Below are 13,773 nucleotides of genomic sequence, written 5' to 3'. Positions count from 1 at the left end.
ACGCGCCGTCATCTCCTAGCGTTGGTTCGTGGGGACAACAATAAGCAGGGTGTGTTCGATGGACGAGGTCAAGACGGTTGGCGGAACCGGGGCGGAGGAGAAGCCGCGGAAGAAGCGCAAGGCGCTGAAGCTGAAGGACCTGGGCCTCGGCGTTCCGGCCACCGGCGGCGAGGTGCTGCGCGACGCCAGGGAGGTCGCGGCCATCGAATCCCACTGGCGCGACCTGAGCGGCGGCAAGCCGGCGAAGGGCGGCAAGAAGGTGAAGTACATCGACGAGCTGGCCCGCCTGCAGTTCGAGCTGATCAAGCTGCAGGAATGGGTGCGGGTCAACGGACTGAAGGTCTGCGTGCTGTTCGAGGGGCGCGACGCGGCCGGCAAGGGCGGCGTCATCAAGCGCATCACCGAAAGCCTCAACCCCCGCGTCTGCCGGATCGTGGCGCTCGGCACGCCGACCGAGAAGGAACGCGGGCAATGGTACTTCCAGCGCTACGTGGCGCAGCTTCCCGCCAAGGGCGAGATCGTCCTGTTCGACCGCAGCTGGTACAACCGCGCCGGCGTCGAGCGTGTCATGGGCTTCTGCACCGACGCGGAGTATGAGGAGTTCCTGCGCGCCTGCCCGCTGTTCGAGGAGATGCTCGTCAAATCCGGCATCATCCTGATCAAATACTGGTTCTCGGTCAGCGACGAGGAGCAGGAGAAGCGCTTCACCGAGCGGATGCGCAACCCGATCAAGCGCTGGAAGCTCAGCCCGATGGACCTCGAATCGCGCAAGCACTGGGTCGAGTACTCCAAGGCCAAGGACGCCATGCTGGAGCACACCGACAGGAAGCTGACGCCCTGGTACATCGTCGACGCCGACGACAAGAAGAAAGCGCGGCTGAACTGCATCCATCATCTGCTGCAGCAGATTCCCTACCAGGATATCGCGCCGGTCGAGCTGGACCTGCCGCCGCGGCAGAGCGACGACGGCTACAAGCGGCCGAAGAAGTCCAAGCAGAACTGGGTGCCGGAGGTCTACTGACCGCCGCCGTGTTTGACCTTCCTAACCCTCTCCCCCTCCGGGGAGAGGGGACTTCAAACGTGATGGCCCCAGGAGACGCCGCTCAGTCCCGCCCGTAGAGGCTGCGTTCGCCCAGTTCCTCGCCGCGCTGCTTCTCCAGCTCCTGGCTGTAGCGGCGCAGGGCGTAGGCCTCGGTGACGTAGCCGACGATCCGCCGGTCGGTGGGCGAGGCGAGGACCGGCAGGGACTCCACCTCGGCGCTGCAGAAGCGGTTCAGCACGCTGCGCACGTCGTCGCCAGGCCGCAGGAAGTCATCGGCGTGTTTGGCCAGCTCGCCGACCGGCGTCTTCGCGTCCTCGTCGCCCAGCGACGGGTCGTGCACGGCGCCCATGTCGATGATGCCGGCGTAGGACCCGTCCGGCTCCACCGCGAAGACGGTCTTGGCGGCGCCCAGCGGGTGCAGGCGGCGCAGCGTGTCCAGCGTCTGGGTGGTCAGGATCGTCTTCACGTCGCCGCGCATCAGCCGCATCGCCGTCAGCTCCGACACCCAGCCGACGTCGTAGGCGCCGCGGATCGGGACGCCGCGCAGGTGGAAGCGCCACGTCGCGAAGGAATAGCCGAAGGCCTGCCGGACCACGGTCGTGGACACCACCACGCCGATCAGCACGCCGGACGCCGCCCAGAAATCCTGCGTCGCCTCCAGCACCAGAAGCACCATGGTGACCGGCGCGCCGATGATGCCGGCGGCCACCGCCCCCATGCCGGCCAGCACCAGCAGCATCCGGTCGAGCCCCAGCCCCGGCACCAGAAGCTCGACCACCCCATAGGCCAGCCCGCCGAACAGCCCGCCGAGCAGCAGCGACGCGCTGAACAGCCCGCCGCGGAAGCCCGAGCCGAGCGACAGGGCCGACGCGACGATCTTGGCGACCAGCAGCACCGCCATCGCCTCCAGCCCGCGGGCCAGTTGCGACGGGTCGGCGCCGGGTCCGGCGCCCAGCACCTGCGGCACCGCCAGGGCCAGCGCGCCGAGCGCGAGCCCGCCCAGAGCCGGGCGCCCCCAGACGGGGATGGGCAGCGCGCGGAAACCGCGCTCGGCGACCGTCACCGCCTGCATGGCGAGGATGCTGAGCCAGCCCGCCAAGAAGCCCAGCACCCCGCAGGCCACGTAATCCCAGCCCTCCACTGCCGCCGGGCGGCCGAAGAACAGGGTCGGGGAGGGGTCGGTCAGCCAGTGGGCCACCGCCACCGCGGCGACCGAGGCCGCGCCGATCGGAGCCAGCGTGGCGATGGTGTAGCCGCCCATGACCAGTTCGAAGGCGTAGAAGGCGCCGGCCAGCGGCGCGCCGTAAGCGGCGGAGATGGCCGCGGCCGCCCCGCAGCCGACCAGCATGCGCAAATCCGCCCGCCGCAGATGGAGCCTCTGCCCGAGCGTGGAGGCGATGCCCGCCCCCGCCTGGGTGTAGGCCGCCTCCATCCCCACCGACGCGCCGGAACCGTTGGACAGCAGGGTCGCCAGGGTCAGGCGCAGGCTGTCGACCAGGGACATCTTGCCGCCGTAGAGGGCGTTCGCTTCGACGGGGTCGACGATGTCGTTGGGCCGCCAGCGCCGCACCAGCTTCACCATCACGCCGAGCAGGAGGCCGCCGATGGCGGGCACCAGCAGGGTCCGCCAGGGGTCGGCCAGCGCAGCCTCGCCCAGCTCCTGCCCGTGGGCCACCGAGAAGACGAGGGACTGCGTCCAGACCACGAGTTCGTGGAGTAGGGCCACGGCGAGCCCGACCCCGGCGCCGATGGCCCCGGCGAGCATCAGCACGCCGAGGACGCTGTCGCGCAGGCTCCGCCGCGTCAGCACCCTGAGGAACCGCCGGCCGGGGTTTCGTGCTCTGGTCAGGGCGCCCGCCGCATCCCCGGCGGCGCCCCGGATTCCCGTCATGTCGTCCGGCATGCCGGACAATGTGTACCCGGCCTCCGCGCCGTCAACCGCAAGGCGCGGGCCTACCCCCTTAGGGCTTGCCCGTCTGGGCCGGCGCCGGGGAGGCGCCGGACGGCTGAGTCGACGGCGGGTTCACGGCGAGGCGGCGCAGCACCTCCGCCAGATTGTCGCGCACCTTGTCGGCCAGCCCGGTGTCGGCCTCCTGCGCCTCGTGGAACAGGATCGTGAAGAGGCGGCCCGGCGACAGGAAGAAGGTCAGCGAGACGTGCATCTTGCCCTCCTTCAGCGCGCAATCGACCGAGCCGGTGCGCAGCATCAGGCCGGGCAGGTCCTCGACGGCGCTCAGCGACGCGGTCGGCGTGCCGCCCTCGCAGCGCTTCTTCATGGCGTCGACGTAGCCGGCGGACAAGTCCTCCAGCTTGGAGCCCTCCTCGACCATCCGCTCGCGGATGCCGCCGACGATCGGGCCGATGCGCCAAGCCATGTCGGCGGGACGCTCGCCCTTCGGCACATTCTCCAGCGACACGCGCTTGACGTCGCGCACGCCGGCCGCCTTCAGCAGGTCGGCCAGCCCTTCCGGCAGCTCGTCGGGGCGGGTCACGCCCTTCTTGGTGCGGGTATCGATGGGCGGAACGGCGCCGGCCTTGTCCACGCAGGTTTTCAGGTCGGTGAGCACCTTCTTGGTGCCCTTCAGCGCGAAGGCCATGCGGTCGGCGTCGGAGGAGAACACCACCTCCTTGCCGTTCATCAGGGCGGTGTAGAGTTCCTCGTCCTTGCCGTTGGGGATGACCAGCATGTCCGGCTTGGGCGCCAGCGCGCGGCGCTCGCGCGTCAGCTTGCCGTCCACCACCACCTTGACCTTCCACTGCTCGCCGCCCGGCAGCTCGGCGCCCGGGATGCCCATGCCGAGATTGACCTCGCCCTTGACGTTGCGCGCGATCATCAGGACATGGCCGGTGTCGAAGCGGCCCTCGATGGCGCAATAGGCGAACTTGCCGTCCCGGTCGCGCGACGGGCCGCCTTCCCAGCCATCCTCAAGCTCGGCCGGCCCGGTCTTCTCGGCCGGATCGGCGGCGGCCGACGGCGCCGACGGAGCGACGGTGCGGGGCGCCGGCGCCGGGCCGGAGGACGGGGCCGGGTAATACATGGTCGGCGGGTTGACGGGGACCAGCTCCGCCACCTGCGCCCCATCGGCGTGGGCGGCGGCGGCGCCCAGCAGAAGAAGGGAGGAGAGTGCAGCAGCGACGGCTTTGTCCAACATGGCAGAGGTAATCCTTACGGGCTGGGCGACGCCGGAAGCTAGCCCCGCCGTATGGGATCGGCAAGCGCAAGACGAGAAAGTCACGACAAAGATCCCGGCCTGTTGCCGCAATGCCGAATTGCGTCCGGCGCCGCCCTGCGATGGCCGATCAGGGGCCCAGAAAGGCGTCCCGCAGCGCGTCGGCGGGAAGGCTTTCCACCGGCCCGTCATGAACCGCCCGGCCGAGGCGCAGCAGCACGACGCGCCCGGCGGCGGACAGGGCGCGGGCCGCGCTCTGCTCGGCGACCAGGACCGCCGTCCCGGCGGCGGCGATGGCGCGGACGGCGGCGAAGACCTCCCCGGCCAGCTTGGGCGACAGGCCGAGCGACGGCTCGTCGAGCAGCAGGACGCGCGGACGGCCCATCAGCGCGCGGCCAACCGCCAGCATCTGCTGCTGCCCGCCGGACAGGCGCCACGCGCGCTCCTCCGCTTTGCCTTCCAGCGCCGGGAACAGGGCGAAGACGCGCTCCAGATCGGCGGCCCGCCCGGCACGGTCGAGCCGGCTCGCCACCTCCAGATTGTCGCGCACGCTCATGCCGGGGAAGACGCGCCGCCCCTCCGGCACATAGCCCAGGCCGCGGCGCACCCGCCGCTCCGGAACCAAGGCGCCGATCTCCTCCCCCGCCAGCCGGACGCGCCCGCCGGTCGCCGGGACGAGGCCGAGAACGGCCTTGAGCAGCGTCGACTTGCCCGCCCCGTTGGCGCCCAGCAGGGCCACCGCCTCCCCGGCCGCCACGGACAGCGACAGGCGGTCCACGGCGACCGCCCCGCCATAGCCGGCGGTCAGACCCTCGACCTGCAACAGGGGCTCGCTCATCATGCGCCCTCCCCCAGATAGGCGGCGACCACGGCCGGATCGCTGCGCACCCCCTCCGGCGGGCCGGCGTAGAGCGGGCGTCCCTGGTCCAGGCACAGCACATGGCCGGCGAGCGGCAGCAGGAAGCCCATGTCGTGCTCCACCACCAGCAGCGCGGTGCCGGTGGCGGCGATGGCGCGTAGGTGACCGGCCAATTCCGCCTTCTCCCCGTCGGTCAACCCCGCCGCCGGCTCGTCGAGCAGAAGGACGGCGGGCTGGCGGGCCAGCGCGCGGGCCAGTTCCACCCGGCGGCGCAGCGCCGCGGGCAGGCCGGCGCAGGGCTTCGCGGCGAGGTCCGCCGCGCCCAGCCGCTCCAGCGCCCACAGGGCATGCGCCTCGGCCTGGGCGATCGAGCCGTCGCGCTCCAGCCGCGCCGCGGCCACGGCGGCCAGGACGCTGGCGGCGTCGGGCAAGCTGACCGCCTGGAAGGTGCGGGCGATCCCGGCGCGGGCGATCCGGTCGGGCCGCCGCCCGGCCAGATCCGCTCCGCCCATCAGCACCCGCCCGCCGTCCGGGGTCTCCAGGCCGGAGATCAGGTTGACCAGCGTCGTCTTGCCGGAGCCGTTGGGGCCGATCAGCCCGGTGATGGTCCCGGCCTCCAGCGTCAGCGACACGCCGTCCACCGCGCGCACCCCGCCGAAGCCCTTGGTCAGCCCCTCCACCCGCAGCAGGGGCCCATTCGGAACGGCGATGTCCGGTGGCGCCGCGGGCATGGGCAACGGCGCCGGGCGGGCCGGAAACAGCCGGTCGAGCAGGCCGGTCAACCCGTGCGGCGCCAGCACGATGGTGGCGAGCAGGGCCACGCCGTAGACGATCAGATAGCTGCGCTCCAGGAAGCGGAACCATTCCGGCAGGTGGAGCAGCAGCACCGCCCCCAGAATCGCCCCCGCCACCCGCCCGCGCCCGCCGACCACGGCGATGGTCAGGACGGAGACCATGACGGGGAACTCCAGCACCTCCGGCGAGACGACGCGCTGGGTGTGCACGGCCAAGGCGCCCGCCGCCCCGGCGTAGACGGCGCTCAGCGCGAAGGCGGCCAGCCGCAGCCCGCCGACGTCCAGCCCCAGCGTGCCCGCCGCCAGCGGGTCGTCGCGCACCAGCGTCAGCGCCCGCCCCCAGCGCCCGCGCGCCAGGCTCCAGGCGAGCAACCCGCCCAGCGCCACGAAGCCCCAGACCACCGCCGCCAGGGGCAGGCCGCGCGGCACCGCCCAGCCGAACAGGACGATGCCCGGAACGCCCGGCAGACCGTTGGCGCCGCCGGTCAGGCCGGGGCTGTTGACCGCCAGCAGATGGACGACCTGCGCGATGCCCAGCGTCGCCAGCGCGAAGTAATGGGATTCCAGCCGCAGCACCGGCAGTCCGACGAGCAGGGCCAGCAGCAGCGGCACCAGCAGCGACACCGGGAAGGTCGCGGCGAAGCCCCACCCCCACTGGCTGCCCAGGATGCCGGTGGCGTAGGCCCCCAGCCCGAAGAAGGCGCCATGAGCCAGCGACAGCGCACCGCCCAGCCCGAACACGATCTGGAACCCGACGGCGGCCAACGCGTACACCCCCGCAACGGTCAACACGCGCAGCCCGTAAGGCGACGCGTACAGCAGCGCGTACGCCACCAGCACCGCAAGCATCATCCCCTCCCCCGCCCAGCGGGGGAGGGTCAGGGTGGGGGCAAAAGCCACTCCTTTCCGCAGCTTACGCACGGCGCCGCGCCGCCTCGCCGAACAGCCCCTGCGGGCGGGCGACCAGAATGACCAGCAGCGTGGCGTAGAGCAGCCCGAGCGCCACCGGATAGGAGAGCACCGACGACACCCCCACCTCGAACAGCGCGATCAGCAGCGCGCCGGCCACCGCTCCGGGAACCGAGCCCCAGCCGCCGATGGTCACGGCGATGTAGGCCTTCAGGATCAGGTCGCCGCCCGCCGTGGGCGTGACGAAGTAGCGGTTGGCGAGCAGCAGCCCCGCCGCCCCGGCGAAGGCGGTGCCCAGCGCGAAGGTGATCAGGATCATCGCCGTCACCGGCACGCCGCAGGCCCGCGCCATCTCCGGATCCTGCGCCGTGGCGCGCAGGCGGCGGCCGAGCTGGGTCCGCCCGAACAGCCATTGCTGCCCGGCGATCAGCAGGGCGGCGACGGCGATGATGGCCAGGGACTGCTCCGCCACCACCAGCCCGCCGAGGTCGAGCGTCCCGCCGCCCAGCAGCGGCGGTGCCGCCCGCGGTTCCGGCCCGAACAGGACAGAGGCGCCGTTCTGCAGGATGATCCCCGCCGCGATGGTGCTGATGAAGACCGCCACCGGCGGGCGGCGGCGCAGCGGCAGATAGGCCGCCGCCGCCAGCAGCAGCCCCAGCCCGGCCATCAGCGTCAGCACCACCGGCAGCAGGAGCAGCCCGGGCAACGGCAGGTGATCCGGCAGATGCGGCGCCAGCGCCACCCCGAGCATCCCACCGGCCATCACGAGATCGCCCTGCGCGAAATTCACCGCCGCGGTGGCGTTCAGCACCAGCACGAAGCCCAGCGCGACCAGCGCGTAGGCGGCGCCCAGGGCCAGTCCATTGACGAGAAGCTGCAGGGTGATCAAGGCTGGCTCACTTCACCATGCCGGTCACCACGCCGGTCACGTTGTCGTACCGCTTGGCGATCGCCGGCACGCGCGAGGCGCCGTCGTAGCAGACGATCACCGCGGAATGCGCCATGTTGCCCTTGCCGTCCGACTTGTAGGTCATGGTGAGGCCCTGATGGGTCCCGGAGGACAGGGCCTTGCGGACGGCTTCCGCGCTGTCCGCGCCGCCCTGCACCGCCGCCAGCACCATGCGGATGCCGTCATACTGGCCGAGCGCGAAGGCGTCGGGCTCCGCGTTGAAGGCGGCGCGGTAGGCGGCGGTGAAAGCCTCCACCTCCGGGCTGCCGCCGGAGATCGGCGAAGCCGCCGTCTCGGCGCAGACGCCCTTCAGCTCGGCCGGTTCCAGAAGCGCTGCCGTGCTCGGCTGGTGCATGGCGGAGCCGGCGACGATCGGCACCGCCACCCCGTTGGCCGCCGCCTGCCGGATGAACAGGGCGGTCGGGCCGGAATGCAGGTGCAGCACCAGCACGTCGGGCTTGGCGGCCAGCGCCTTGGTCAGGACGGGCAGCAGGTCCTTGGCGGCGGGGTCCACCCCTTCCTCGAACACCGGCTCGACGCCGAGCGTCCTGAAGGCCTGCTCCAGATGGGCCTTGCCGCTTTGCCCGTAGGCCGTCGTCTGGTAGATCACCGCCGGGCGCTTCTTGCCCAGCTCCTCCGTCACGTAGCGGGCGTGGGCCTCCTTGGTCACGGCGTCGCCGGGGAAGAAGCGGAAGACCCAGGGGTTGCCCTGCTCGGTGATGCTCGCCGTGCCGGAGACCGTGACCAGCGGAATGCCGTAATCCTGGGCCAGCGGCAGCATCGCCAGCATCTGCGTGCCCAGCATGCTGGCCGCCACCGCGGTGACCTTGCCGCCCGCCGCGCGCTCCAGCGCCGTGACCGCGGCCTCCGGCGAGGTGCCGGTGTCGATCACCTCCGACCGCACCGCCACGCCCGCGGGCGCGTCCTTCAGCGCCAGGACCGCGCCGTTGCGCTGGCTCGTGCCCTCCAGCGACAGGAAGCCGGTCAGCGGCACCAGCACGGGGACCGAGGCCTCGCCCGCCAGCGCCGCGCCCGGAAATAGCGACGCCGAGCAGACCGCCGAAAAAGCCGTTGCCGAGAGGATGGAAAGGAAGCGCCGCATGGTTGTGTCTCCTCCTGCCCGGCGAAGAACCGCGCGAGGACGAGGAGGCCAGGGGTGTAGCGGCGGCACAGCCTCGAACGCTTGGCTCCCTTCGCTGGCATGACCCAGATCAGGTTCGATGGGTGTGGTCTCAGCCCGCCTTGCGGCAGGCACCCCAGCCGTTCGTGTGCACAGTGTGAGCCCGGCGCCCGGCTGTCAAGCGGTGGCCCGGCGCCTTTTCACAATTTCGCAACGCAACAGACACCGGAGAGTCGCGCTTCCCGTGGTTCCTTCCGCCGCCCCCGGCCCGCGCCGGACCGTCGCCCCAACCGGAAAGTCGCCACCCAGCATGCGGCCCACCCCGTCGCACAGCGCCGTCACCCTGCACCCCTTCGCCACGGCGGAGGGCGGATGCGGGCTGCGCGCCGTGCTGTCGGGACGGGTCGACCACGCGGCCCTGCCCGTCCTGACGCCCCTGCTCCGCCGCGTCGCGGAGGCGCAGTCCCTGACCCTGCGCGTCGATCTGGGGCGGGTGGAGTTCCTCGATTCCTGCGGCATCGGCATTCTGCTGGCGCTCCGCAACGCGGTGCTCGACCGCGGCAGCGCCATCGCCTTCGAGAATCACCCGCCGCGAATCCGGCGCGTGCTGGAGCGCAGCCGGCTCATCGCCCTGACGGACCCGCCGGGCGTCACGGACGGCGAGTTGGCGTTTCCCGCCGCCGCCTGACCCGTCAGTCGCCGCGGCGCAGGGTTTCCCGATAGAGGATGTAGAGCCCACTGGCGATGATGATCCCCGCCCCGGCCAGCACGGTGGGGGTCGGCACGTCGCCGAAGACCAGGAAGCCGAGCAGCGTCGCCCAGATCATCCCCGTGTACTCGAAGGGCGCCACCACCGCGGCGCGCCCCAGGCGGAAGGCCTGGGTCATCAGCACCTGCGCCGCGCCGCCCAGCGTGCCGACCAGAAGCATCAGCCCGAGGTCGAACCCGCCCGGCTGCACCCAGTCGGGGATCGCCGCCACGCCGCTCACCACCGTGGTGGTCAGCAGCAGATAGACGACGATGGCCGTGTTGCTCTCCGTCCGCGACAGGCCGCGCACCGCGATCATCGCCAGCGCGTAGAAGAAGGCCGCGCCCACGCCGACGACGATCGGCAGGATCGGCGCGTCGGCCTCCGGACGGGCCATCACCACCACGCCGCCGAAGCCGACCAGCACCGCCGCCCAGCGCCGCCAGCCCACCGGCTCGCCCAACAGAGGCATGGACAGCGCCGTGATGAACAGCGGCCCGGCGAAGCTCAGCACATAGACGTCGGCGAGCGGCAGATGCTTGAAGGCATAGAAGAAGCAGCCCATCGACAGCAGCCCGGCCATCGAGCGGAAGACATGGGCGACCGGGCGCCGCGTGCGCATCCCGCCCCAGCCGCCGCGCGCCACGGAAATGCCGCCGACCAGGATCACCGCCACCACCGACCGCGCGAACATGAGCTGCGCCACCGGATAGCCGCCGCTCAGATATTTGATGAGCGTGTCCATGCCAGCGAACAGGAAGATGGCCAGCAGAAAGCAGCCGATGGCGCGGCGGGTGTCATCGCTGGCGGCGGAAGGCAGGGCGGCGGCTTGGGTCATGATTGCACAGTATCTGAGCAACCATGACGCTGCCCAATGCCGCAACCGCAGGTCTGGCCCGCGCCGCTTCGCCTGTGGAAAGCGCCGGCGTTTCACGCTTCGTGAATCGCCGGACGGGCGTTTGGCGAAGCGGACCCGGCCTTTCGCGGATCGGCGCTGGCCCCGTCCGGTGCCTAAAGCGGATTTCGGTTCAGTTTAGATTCGGGTAGCCGCATAGCTTAAACCACGCTTTGGCGTCGGTAGCGGTGATCGCATTGAGGGCTGGGCCGAGTTCCTCGTTGAGGGCCTCGACGGTGCGGGCTTCCTTGGCGCGCAGGATTCCTTTGAGCTTGGCCCAGCCGGGCTCGATGGGCGAGAGGTCGGGCGAGTAGCGCGGGAGGAAGCGGACACGGATCCCCGCCGTCTCAAAGGCGGCGAGGATATCGGCCCGCTTGTGAGCGGAAAGGTTGTCCATCACGACCACGGCGCCGGGTTTGTCGCGCCGAAGCACGGGCAAGAGCACCTGCTCGACAAAGGCGAGAAACACGGCCGAGGAGGTGGACGCCTCGATGCTCATGGCGGCCAGCATGCCTTCGGCGCTCAACGCCCCGAGCACCGTGACGCGGTGCCACGACCCACAGGGCACGGATCCGAGCGCCCGCTGGCCGCGCGGCGCCCGGGCCTGGGTGGGCGTCATCTGGGTGTTGATGCCGGTTTCATCGAGGAAAACCAAACGCGCCGGTTCATGGACCACCGCATCGTCCCGGTAGGCCGCGCGTTCCGCGGCGATATCCGCGCGCTCTTGCTCGCTGGCCCTCAGCGTCTTTTTTTGCGCGCCAACCCCAGCCGCTTCAAGGTGCGGCACACCACCGCCGGGCTCAGCGCGATGCCGGTGCGTGCGGCCAACCGGTCGCGGTACTGTGCCAGTGTCGCGTCATTATCCTCCCGCACCAAGGCCCGCAGCACGCTCACGCCCTCCGCGTCCAGTTTGGCTGGTACGCCGCCGGCATGCGGCTTGGCGACCCGCCGCCCCTCAAGGCGTGCGGCCCGCACCCAGTTGTACGCGCAGGCTCGGCTGATCTGGAAGCGCCGCGCCAGCAACTCGGGGCCGCCCTCGTGGCGCTCATAAGCCAGCAGAACCCGTTCGCGCAGATCGGAGGAATATGGCTGGCCCATGGCGCGCGGTCCTTCAGCTGTGTCTTCCTCCAACCGCTCAGGCCAGCCAAAATTCCGTCTATACTCAGCGACAATCCGCTTTAGGACAGTCTGGCGGACGTCCCCATCACCGCAAGGGTCCGCCATGCTCCCGTCCAAACCGATCCCCCAACCGATCCGCATCCTTGCCGGCGTCGCGCCCTGGATCGCCTTCGGCCTTCTTCAACCGGCGGGTCATCCGGCCGCCGCGCTGGCGGCGCTGCTGCTCAGCCTGGCGCTCTGCGCCCAGGGTTGGCGGAGTGGTTCGCCGAAGGCGCCGGAACTGGTCGCCGCCGCCGTCTTCGCCGCGCTGCTCCTCGGCGGGCGGCTGGAGCATACGGGCGTGGTCGTCCATCTCGCCCTGGCCGGCATGGCCTTCGCCTCGCTCGCTCTGGGCCGCCCCTTCACCCTGCCCTACGCCCGCGAGACGACGCCGGCCGGCCTGTGGCATCTGCCGCCGTTCGTCGCCGTCAACAAGGCGCTCACCGCGCTGTGGGGGGCGGTCTTCCTGGCCGGCGCCGCCGGCTTCGCCGTCGCGACGGAGGTCGGCGTCGCCACCTCCGCCCTCGCCACGCTGGCCGGCCTGCTGGCGAACCGCCGTCTGCCGGACTGGCTGGTCAACCGGGCCGTCGCCCGCCGGCTGGCCGAGCGGGAGCCCCACCCCTGGCCCGCGCCCGCCGTTCTTGGACAGGGATCGGCAAAGGACGGCGTGGTTGTCGTCGGGGCCGGCATCGGCGGGATGGCGGCGGCGGCCTTGCTGGCGGAGGCCGGGGTCCGCGTCACCGTCCTGGAGGCGCACGACCGTCCGGGCGGCCACTGCTCATCCTGGGAGCGCAAGGTGCGGCTGCGCGACGGGACGGCCGGGCGCTTCATCTTCGACGCCGGTGTGCACGACGTCAGCGGCACCCGTCCGGAGGGGCCGGTCGGGCATCTGCTGCGCACGGTCGGCGTAGCGGAGCGCGTGCGCTGGCAGCCGGTCAACCGCGGCATCGTCCGGAACGGCGTCCTTCAGCCCCTGCCCGGCGACGCCGAGGGTCTGGCCGCCCTGATCGCGCGGGAGCACCCCGGCAGCGCCGCCGGAGCCGCCGCCTTCCTGGAGGAGATGCGCGGGGTTTACCGCGACCTCTACCGCGGCTGCGCCGAGACCGGCCTTCCCCACATCCCGCGCAGCGTCGCGGCGATGCGCGCCTACCCGCTGGAATGCCCGCAGGCCTTCCGCTGGCAGGACCGCGGCTTTCTGGAGATGCTGGAGCATTATGTGCCGGACGCCGGAGCCCGCGCGCTTCTGTCCAGCCTGACCGGGTACCTGTCGGATCGGCCGGAGCGGCTGGGCGCCACCCAGATGGCGCCGATCTTCGGCTATGTCTTCGACGGGGGCGCCTATCCAGAGGGCGGATCGCAGCGGCTGGCGGACGCGCTGGTCGAGGCGATCCGCGCCAGGGGCGGCGAGGTTCGGCTGCGCACCCCGGTCCGCCGCATCCTGATCGAGGACGGCCGCGCCGCCGGGGTCGAAACCATGGACGGGGAATGCATCGCCGCCTCCGCGGTGATCTCCAACGCCGACGCCCGGCGGACCCTGCTTGAGCTGGTGGGGGCGGAACACCTTCCCGCCGCCTGCGTGGAGCACGGCCGGGCGCTGCGCCCCTCGACGTCCGCCTTCCTGGTCACGCTGGCGCTGGACATCCGTCCCGACCTGCCGGCGATGACGTTTCTGAACGACGCGGGGATGGCGCTGGCCCTGCCCTCCGCCCATGACGCCACCCTGGCGCCACCGGGCTGCGCGGCGCTGACGCTGATGCGGCTGGACCCGGCGGGCGGCGCCTGGGACCGCTCCGCTCCCGACTACCGCGCGCGGAAGAGGCGGCGGGGCGATGCGATGATCGCCGCGGCCTCGGCCGTCATCCCGGATCTGGGGCGCCACATCCTGCACCGGCAGGAGGCCAGCGCCGCCACCTTCGCCCGCTACGCCCACACGACGGAGGGCGCGATCTACGGCACCGATCCGGCGCTTCCCGCGAAATCGCCGGTGCCCGGCCTGCTGCTGGCCGGCGGCGGCGTCTTCCCCGGTGCCGGGGTGGAGGCCTGCGTCATCTCGGGCCGCCTCGCCGCGGAGGCCCTGGTCGGACCGGTGCGGGCGCGGCACGCCGAGGCCGGACGCCACGCCGCGTGAT

The 13,773-nt window shown here is 71.8% G+C and carries 12 protein-coding genes and 1 riboswitch; of the genes, 3 read left to right on the top strand and 9 right to left on the bottom strand.

Going from position 1 to position 13,773, the window contains the following annotated elements; translation table 11 throughout:
- Positions 1–58 precede the first annotated feature (58 nt).
- Positions 59–1,021, top strand: coding sequence for a polyphosphate kinase 2 (gene ppk2 / locus ABVN73_RS03930; protein ID WP_353859018.1), 963 nt, complete (start codon positions 59–61; stop codon positions 1,019–1,021).
- 82 nt (positions 1,022–1,103) lie between these two features.
- On the opposite strand, the gene ABVN73_RS03925 is transcribed toward ppk2, so the two are convergent.
- From ABVN73_RS03925 to ABVN73_RS03900, 6 genes are all read right to left on the bottom strand, one after another.
- On the bottom strand, positions 1,104–2,933 hold the full coding sequence (locus ABVN73_RS03925; protein ID WP_353859017.1) for a chloride channel protein: 1,830 nt from the start codon (positions 2,931–2,933) through the stop codon (positions 1,104–1,106).
- Between the two features lie 70 nt (positions 2,934–3,003).
- The gene (locus ABVN73_RS03920; protein WP_353859016.1) at positions 3,004–4,194 is read right to left on the bottom strand and encodes a hypothetical protein; all 1,191 of its coding nucleotides are present in this window, start codon (positions 4,192–4,194) and stop codon (positions 3,004–3,006) included.
- Positions 4,195–4,342: 148 nt separating this feature from the next.
- Positions 4,343–5,053: an ABC transporter ATP-binding protein gene (locus tag ABVN73_RS03915; RefSeq protein WP_353859015.1), complete on the bottom strand. Its 711-nt coding sequence runs from the start codon at positions 5,051–5,053 to the stop codon at positions 4,343–4,345.
- Positions 5,050–6,717: an ATP-binding cassette domain-containing protein gene (locus ABVN73_RS03910; RefSeq protein ID WP_353859014.1), complete on the bottom strand. Its 1,668-nt coding sequence runs from the start codon at positions 6,715–6,717 to the stop codon at positions 5,050–5,052. The genes ABVN73_RS03915 and ABVN73_RS03910 overlap by 4 nt, the downstream gene beginning before the upstream one ends.
- Before the next feature lie 61 nt (positions 6,718–6,778).
- Positions 6,779–7,663 (bottom strand): branched-chain amino acid ABC transporter permease, encoded by an 885-nt coding sequence (locus tag ABVN73_RS03905; protein WP_353859013.1) that lies wholly within the window; start codon positions 7,661–7,663, stop codon positions 6,779–6,781.
- Positions 7,664–7,670: 7 nt separating this feature from the next.
- Positions 7,671–8,825, bottom strand: a complete 1,155-nt coding sequence (locus ABVN73_RS03900; RefSeq protein ID WP_353859012.1) for an ABC transporter substrate-binding protein — start codon at positions 8,823–8,825, stop codon at positions 7,671–7,673.
- Positions 8,826–8,894: 69 nt separating this feature from the next.
- A riboswitch (TPP riboswitch) is annotated at positions 8,895–8,992 on the bottom strand.
- 161 nt (positions 8,993–9,153) lie between these two features.
- On the opposite strand from ABVN73_RS03900, the gene ABVN73_RS03895 reads away from it, so the two are divergent.
- On the top strand, positions 9,154–9,531 hold the full coding sequence (locus ABVN73_RS03895; protein WP_353859011.1) for an STAS domain-containing protein: 378 nt from the start codon (positions 9,154–9,156) through the stop codon (positions 9,529–9,531).
- 4 nt (positions 9,532–9,535) lie between these two features.
- Here ABVN73_RS03895 and ABVN73_RS03890 read toward each other — a convergent pair whose 3' ends face one another.
- The 3 genes from ABVN73_RS03890 to ABVN73_RS03880 form a co-directional block, all read right to left on the bottom strand.
- A complete protein-coding gene (locus tag ABVN73_RS03890; protein ID WP_353859010.1) occupies positions 9,536–10,429 on the bottom strand; it encodes a DMT family transporter in 894 nt (297 codons plus the stop codon).
- Positions 10,430–10,619: 190 nt separating this feature from the next.
- Entirely contained in the window at positions 10,620–11,273 is a 654-nt protein-coding gene (locus tag ABVN73_RS03885; protein ID WP_353857768.1) for an IS630 family transposase, read from the bottom strand.
- On the bottom strand, positions 11,225–11,584 hold the full coding sequence (locus ABVN73_RS03880) for an IS630 transposase-related protein (RefSeq protein WP_353857512.1): 360 nt from the start codon (positions 11,582–11,584) through the stop codon (positions 11,225–11,227). Before ABVN73_RS03880 ends, ABVN73_RS03885 begins: the two co-directional genes overlap by 49 nt.
- Positions 11,585–11,708: 124 nt before the next feature.
- On the opposite strand from ABVN73_RS03880, the gene ABVN73_RS03875 reads away from it, so the two are divergent.
- Complete coding sequence (locus ABVN73_RS03875) at positions 11,709–13,772, top strand: NAD(P)/FAD-dependent oxidoreductase (protein ID WP_353859009.1); 2,064 nt, start codon at positions 11,709–11,711, stop codon at positions 13,770–13,772.
- Position 13,773: the final 1 nt, after the last annotated feature.

Source organism: Azospirillum formosense (genome assembly GCF_040500525.1).
Taxonomy (GTDB): Bacteria; Pseudomonadota; Alphaproteobacteria; order Azospirillales; family Azospirillaceae; genus Azospirillum; species Azospirillum formosense_A.
The sequence above is the reverse complement of the archived record's forward strand: the minus strand, read 5'-3'. Positions and strand labels throughout refer to the sequence as shown.

What these genes read in the sequence shown, in the direction of transcription:
- ABVN73_RS03915 (WP_353859015.1), bottom strand. Translation starts at nt 5,053, where the DNA reads ATGATGAGCGAGCCCCTGTTGCAGGTCGAGGGTCTGACCGCCGGCTAT.
- ABVN73_RS03880 (WP_353857512.1), bottom strand. Translation starts at nt 11,584, where the DNA reads ATGGGCCAGCCATATTCCTCCGATCTGCGCGAACGGGTTCTGCTGGCT.
- ABVN73_RS03875 (WP_353859009.1), top strand. Translation starts at nt 11,709, where the DNA reads ATGCTCCCGTCCAAACCGATCCCCCAACCGATCCGCATCCTTGCCGGC.
- ABVN73_RS03925 (WP_353859017.1), bottom strand. Translation starts at nt 2,933, where the DNA reads ATGACGGGAATCCGGGGCGCCGCCGGGGATGCGGCGGGCGCCCTGACC.
- ABVN73_RS03900 (WP_353859012.1), bottom strand. Translation starts at nt 8,825, where the DNA reads ATGCGGCGCTTCCTTTCCATCCTCTCGGCAACGGCTTTTTCGGCGGTC.
- ABVN73_RS03890 (WP_353859010.1), bottom strand. Translation starts at nt 10,429, where the DNA reads ATGACCCAAGCCGCCGCCCTGCCTTCCGCCGCCAGCGATGACACCCGC.
- ABVN73_RS03920 (WP_353859016.1), bottom strand. Translation starts at nt 4,194, where the DNA reads ATGTTGGACAAAGCCGTCGCTGCTGCACTCTCCTCCCTTCTTCTGCTG.
- ppk2 (WP_353859018.1), top strand. Translation starts at nt 59, where the DNA reads ATGGACGAGGTCAAGACGGTTGGCGGAACCGGGGCGGAGGAGAAGCCG.
- ABVN73_RS03910 (WP_353859014.1), bottom strand. Translation starts at nt 6,717, where the DNA reads ATGATGCTTGCGGTGCTGGTGGCGTACGCGCTGCTGTACGCGTCGCCT.
- ABVN73_RS03895 (WP_353859011.1), top strand. Translation starts at nt 9,154, where the DNA reads ATGCGGCCCACCCCGTCGCACAGCGCCGTCACCCTGCACCCCTTCGCC.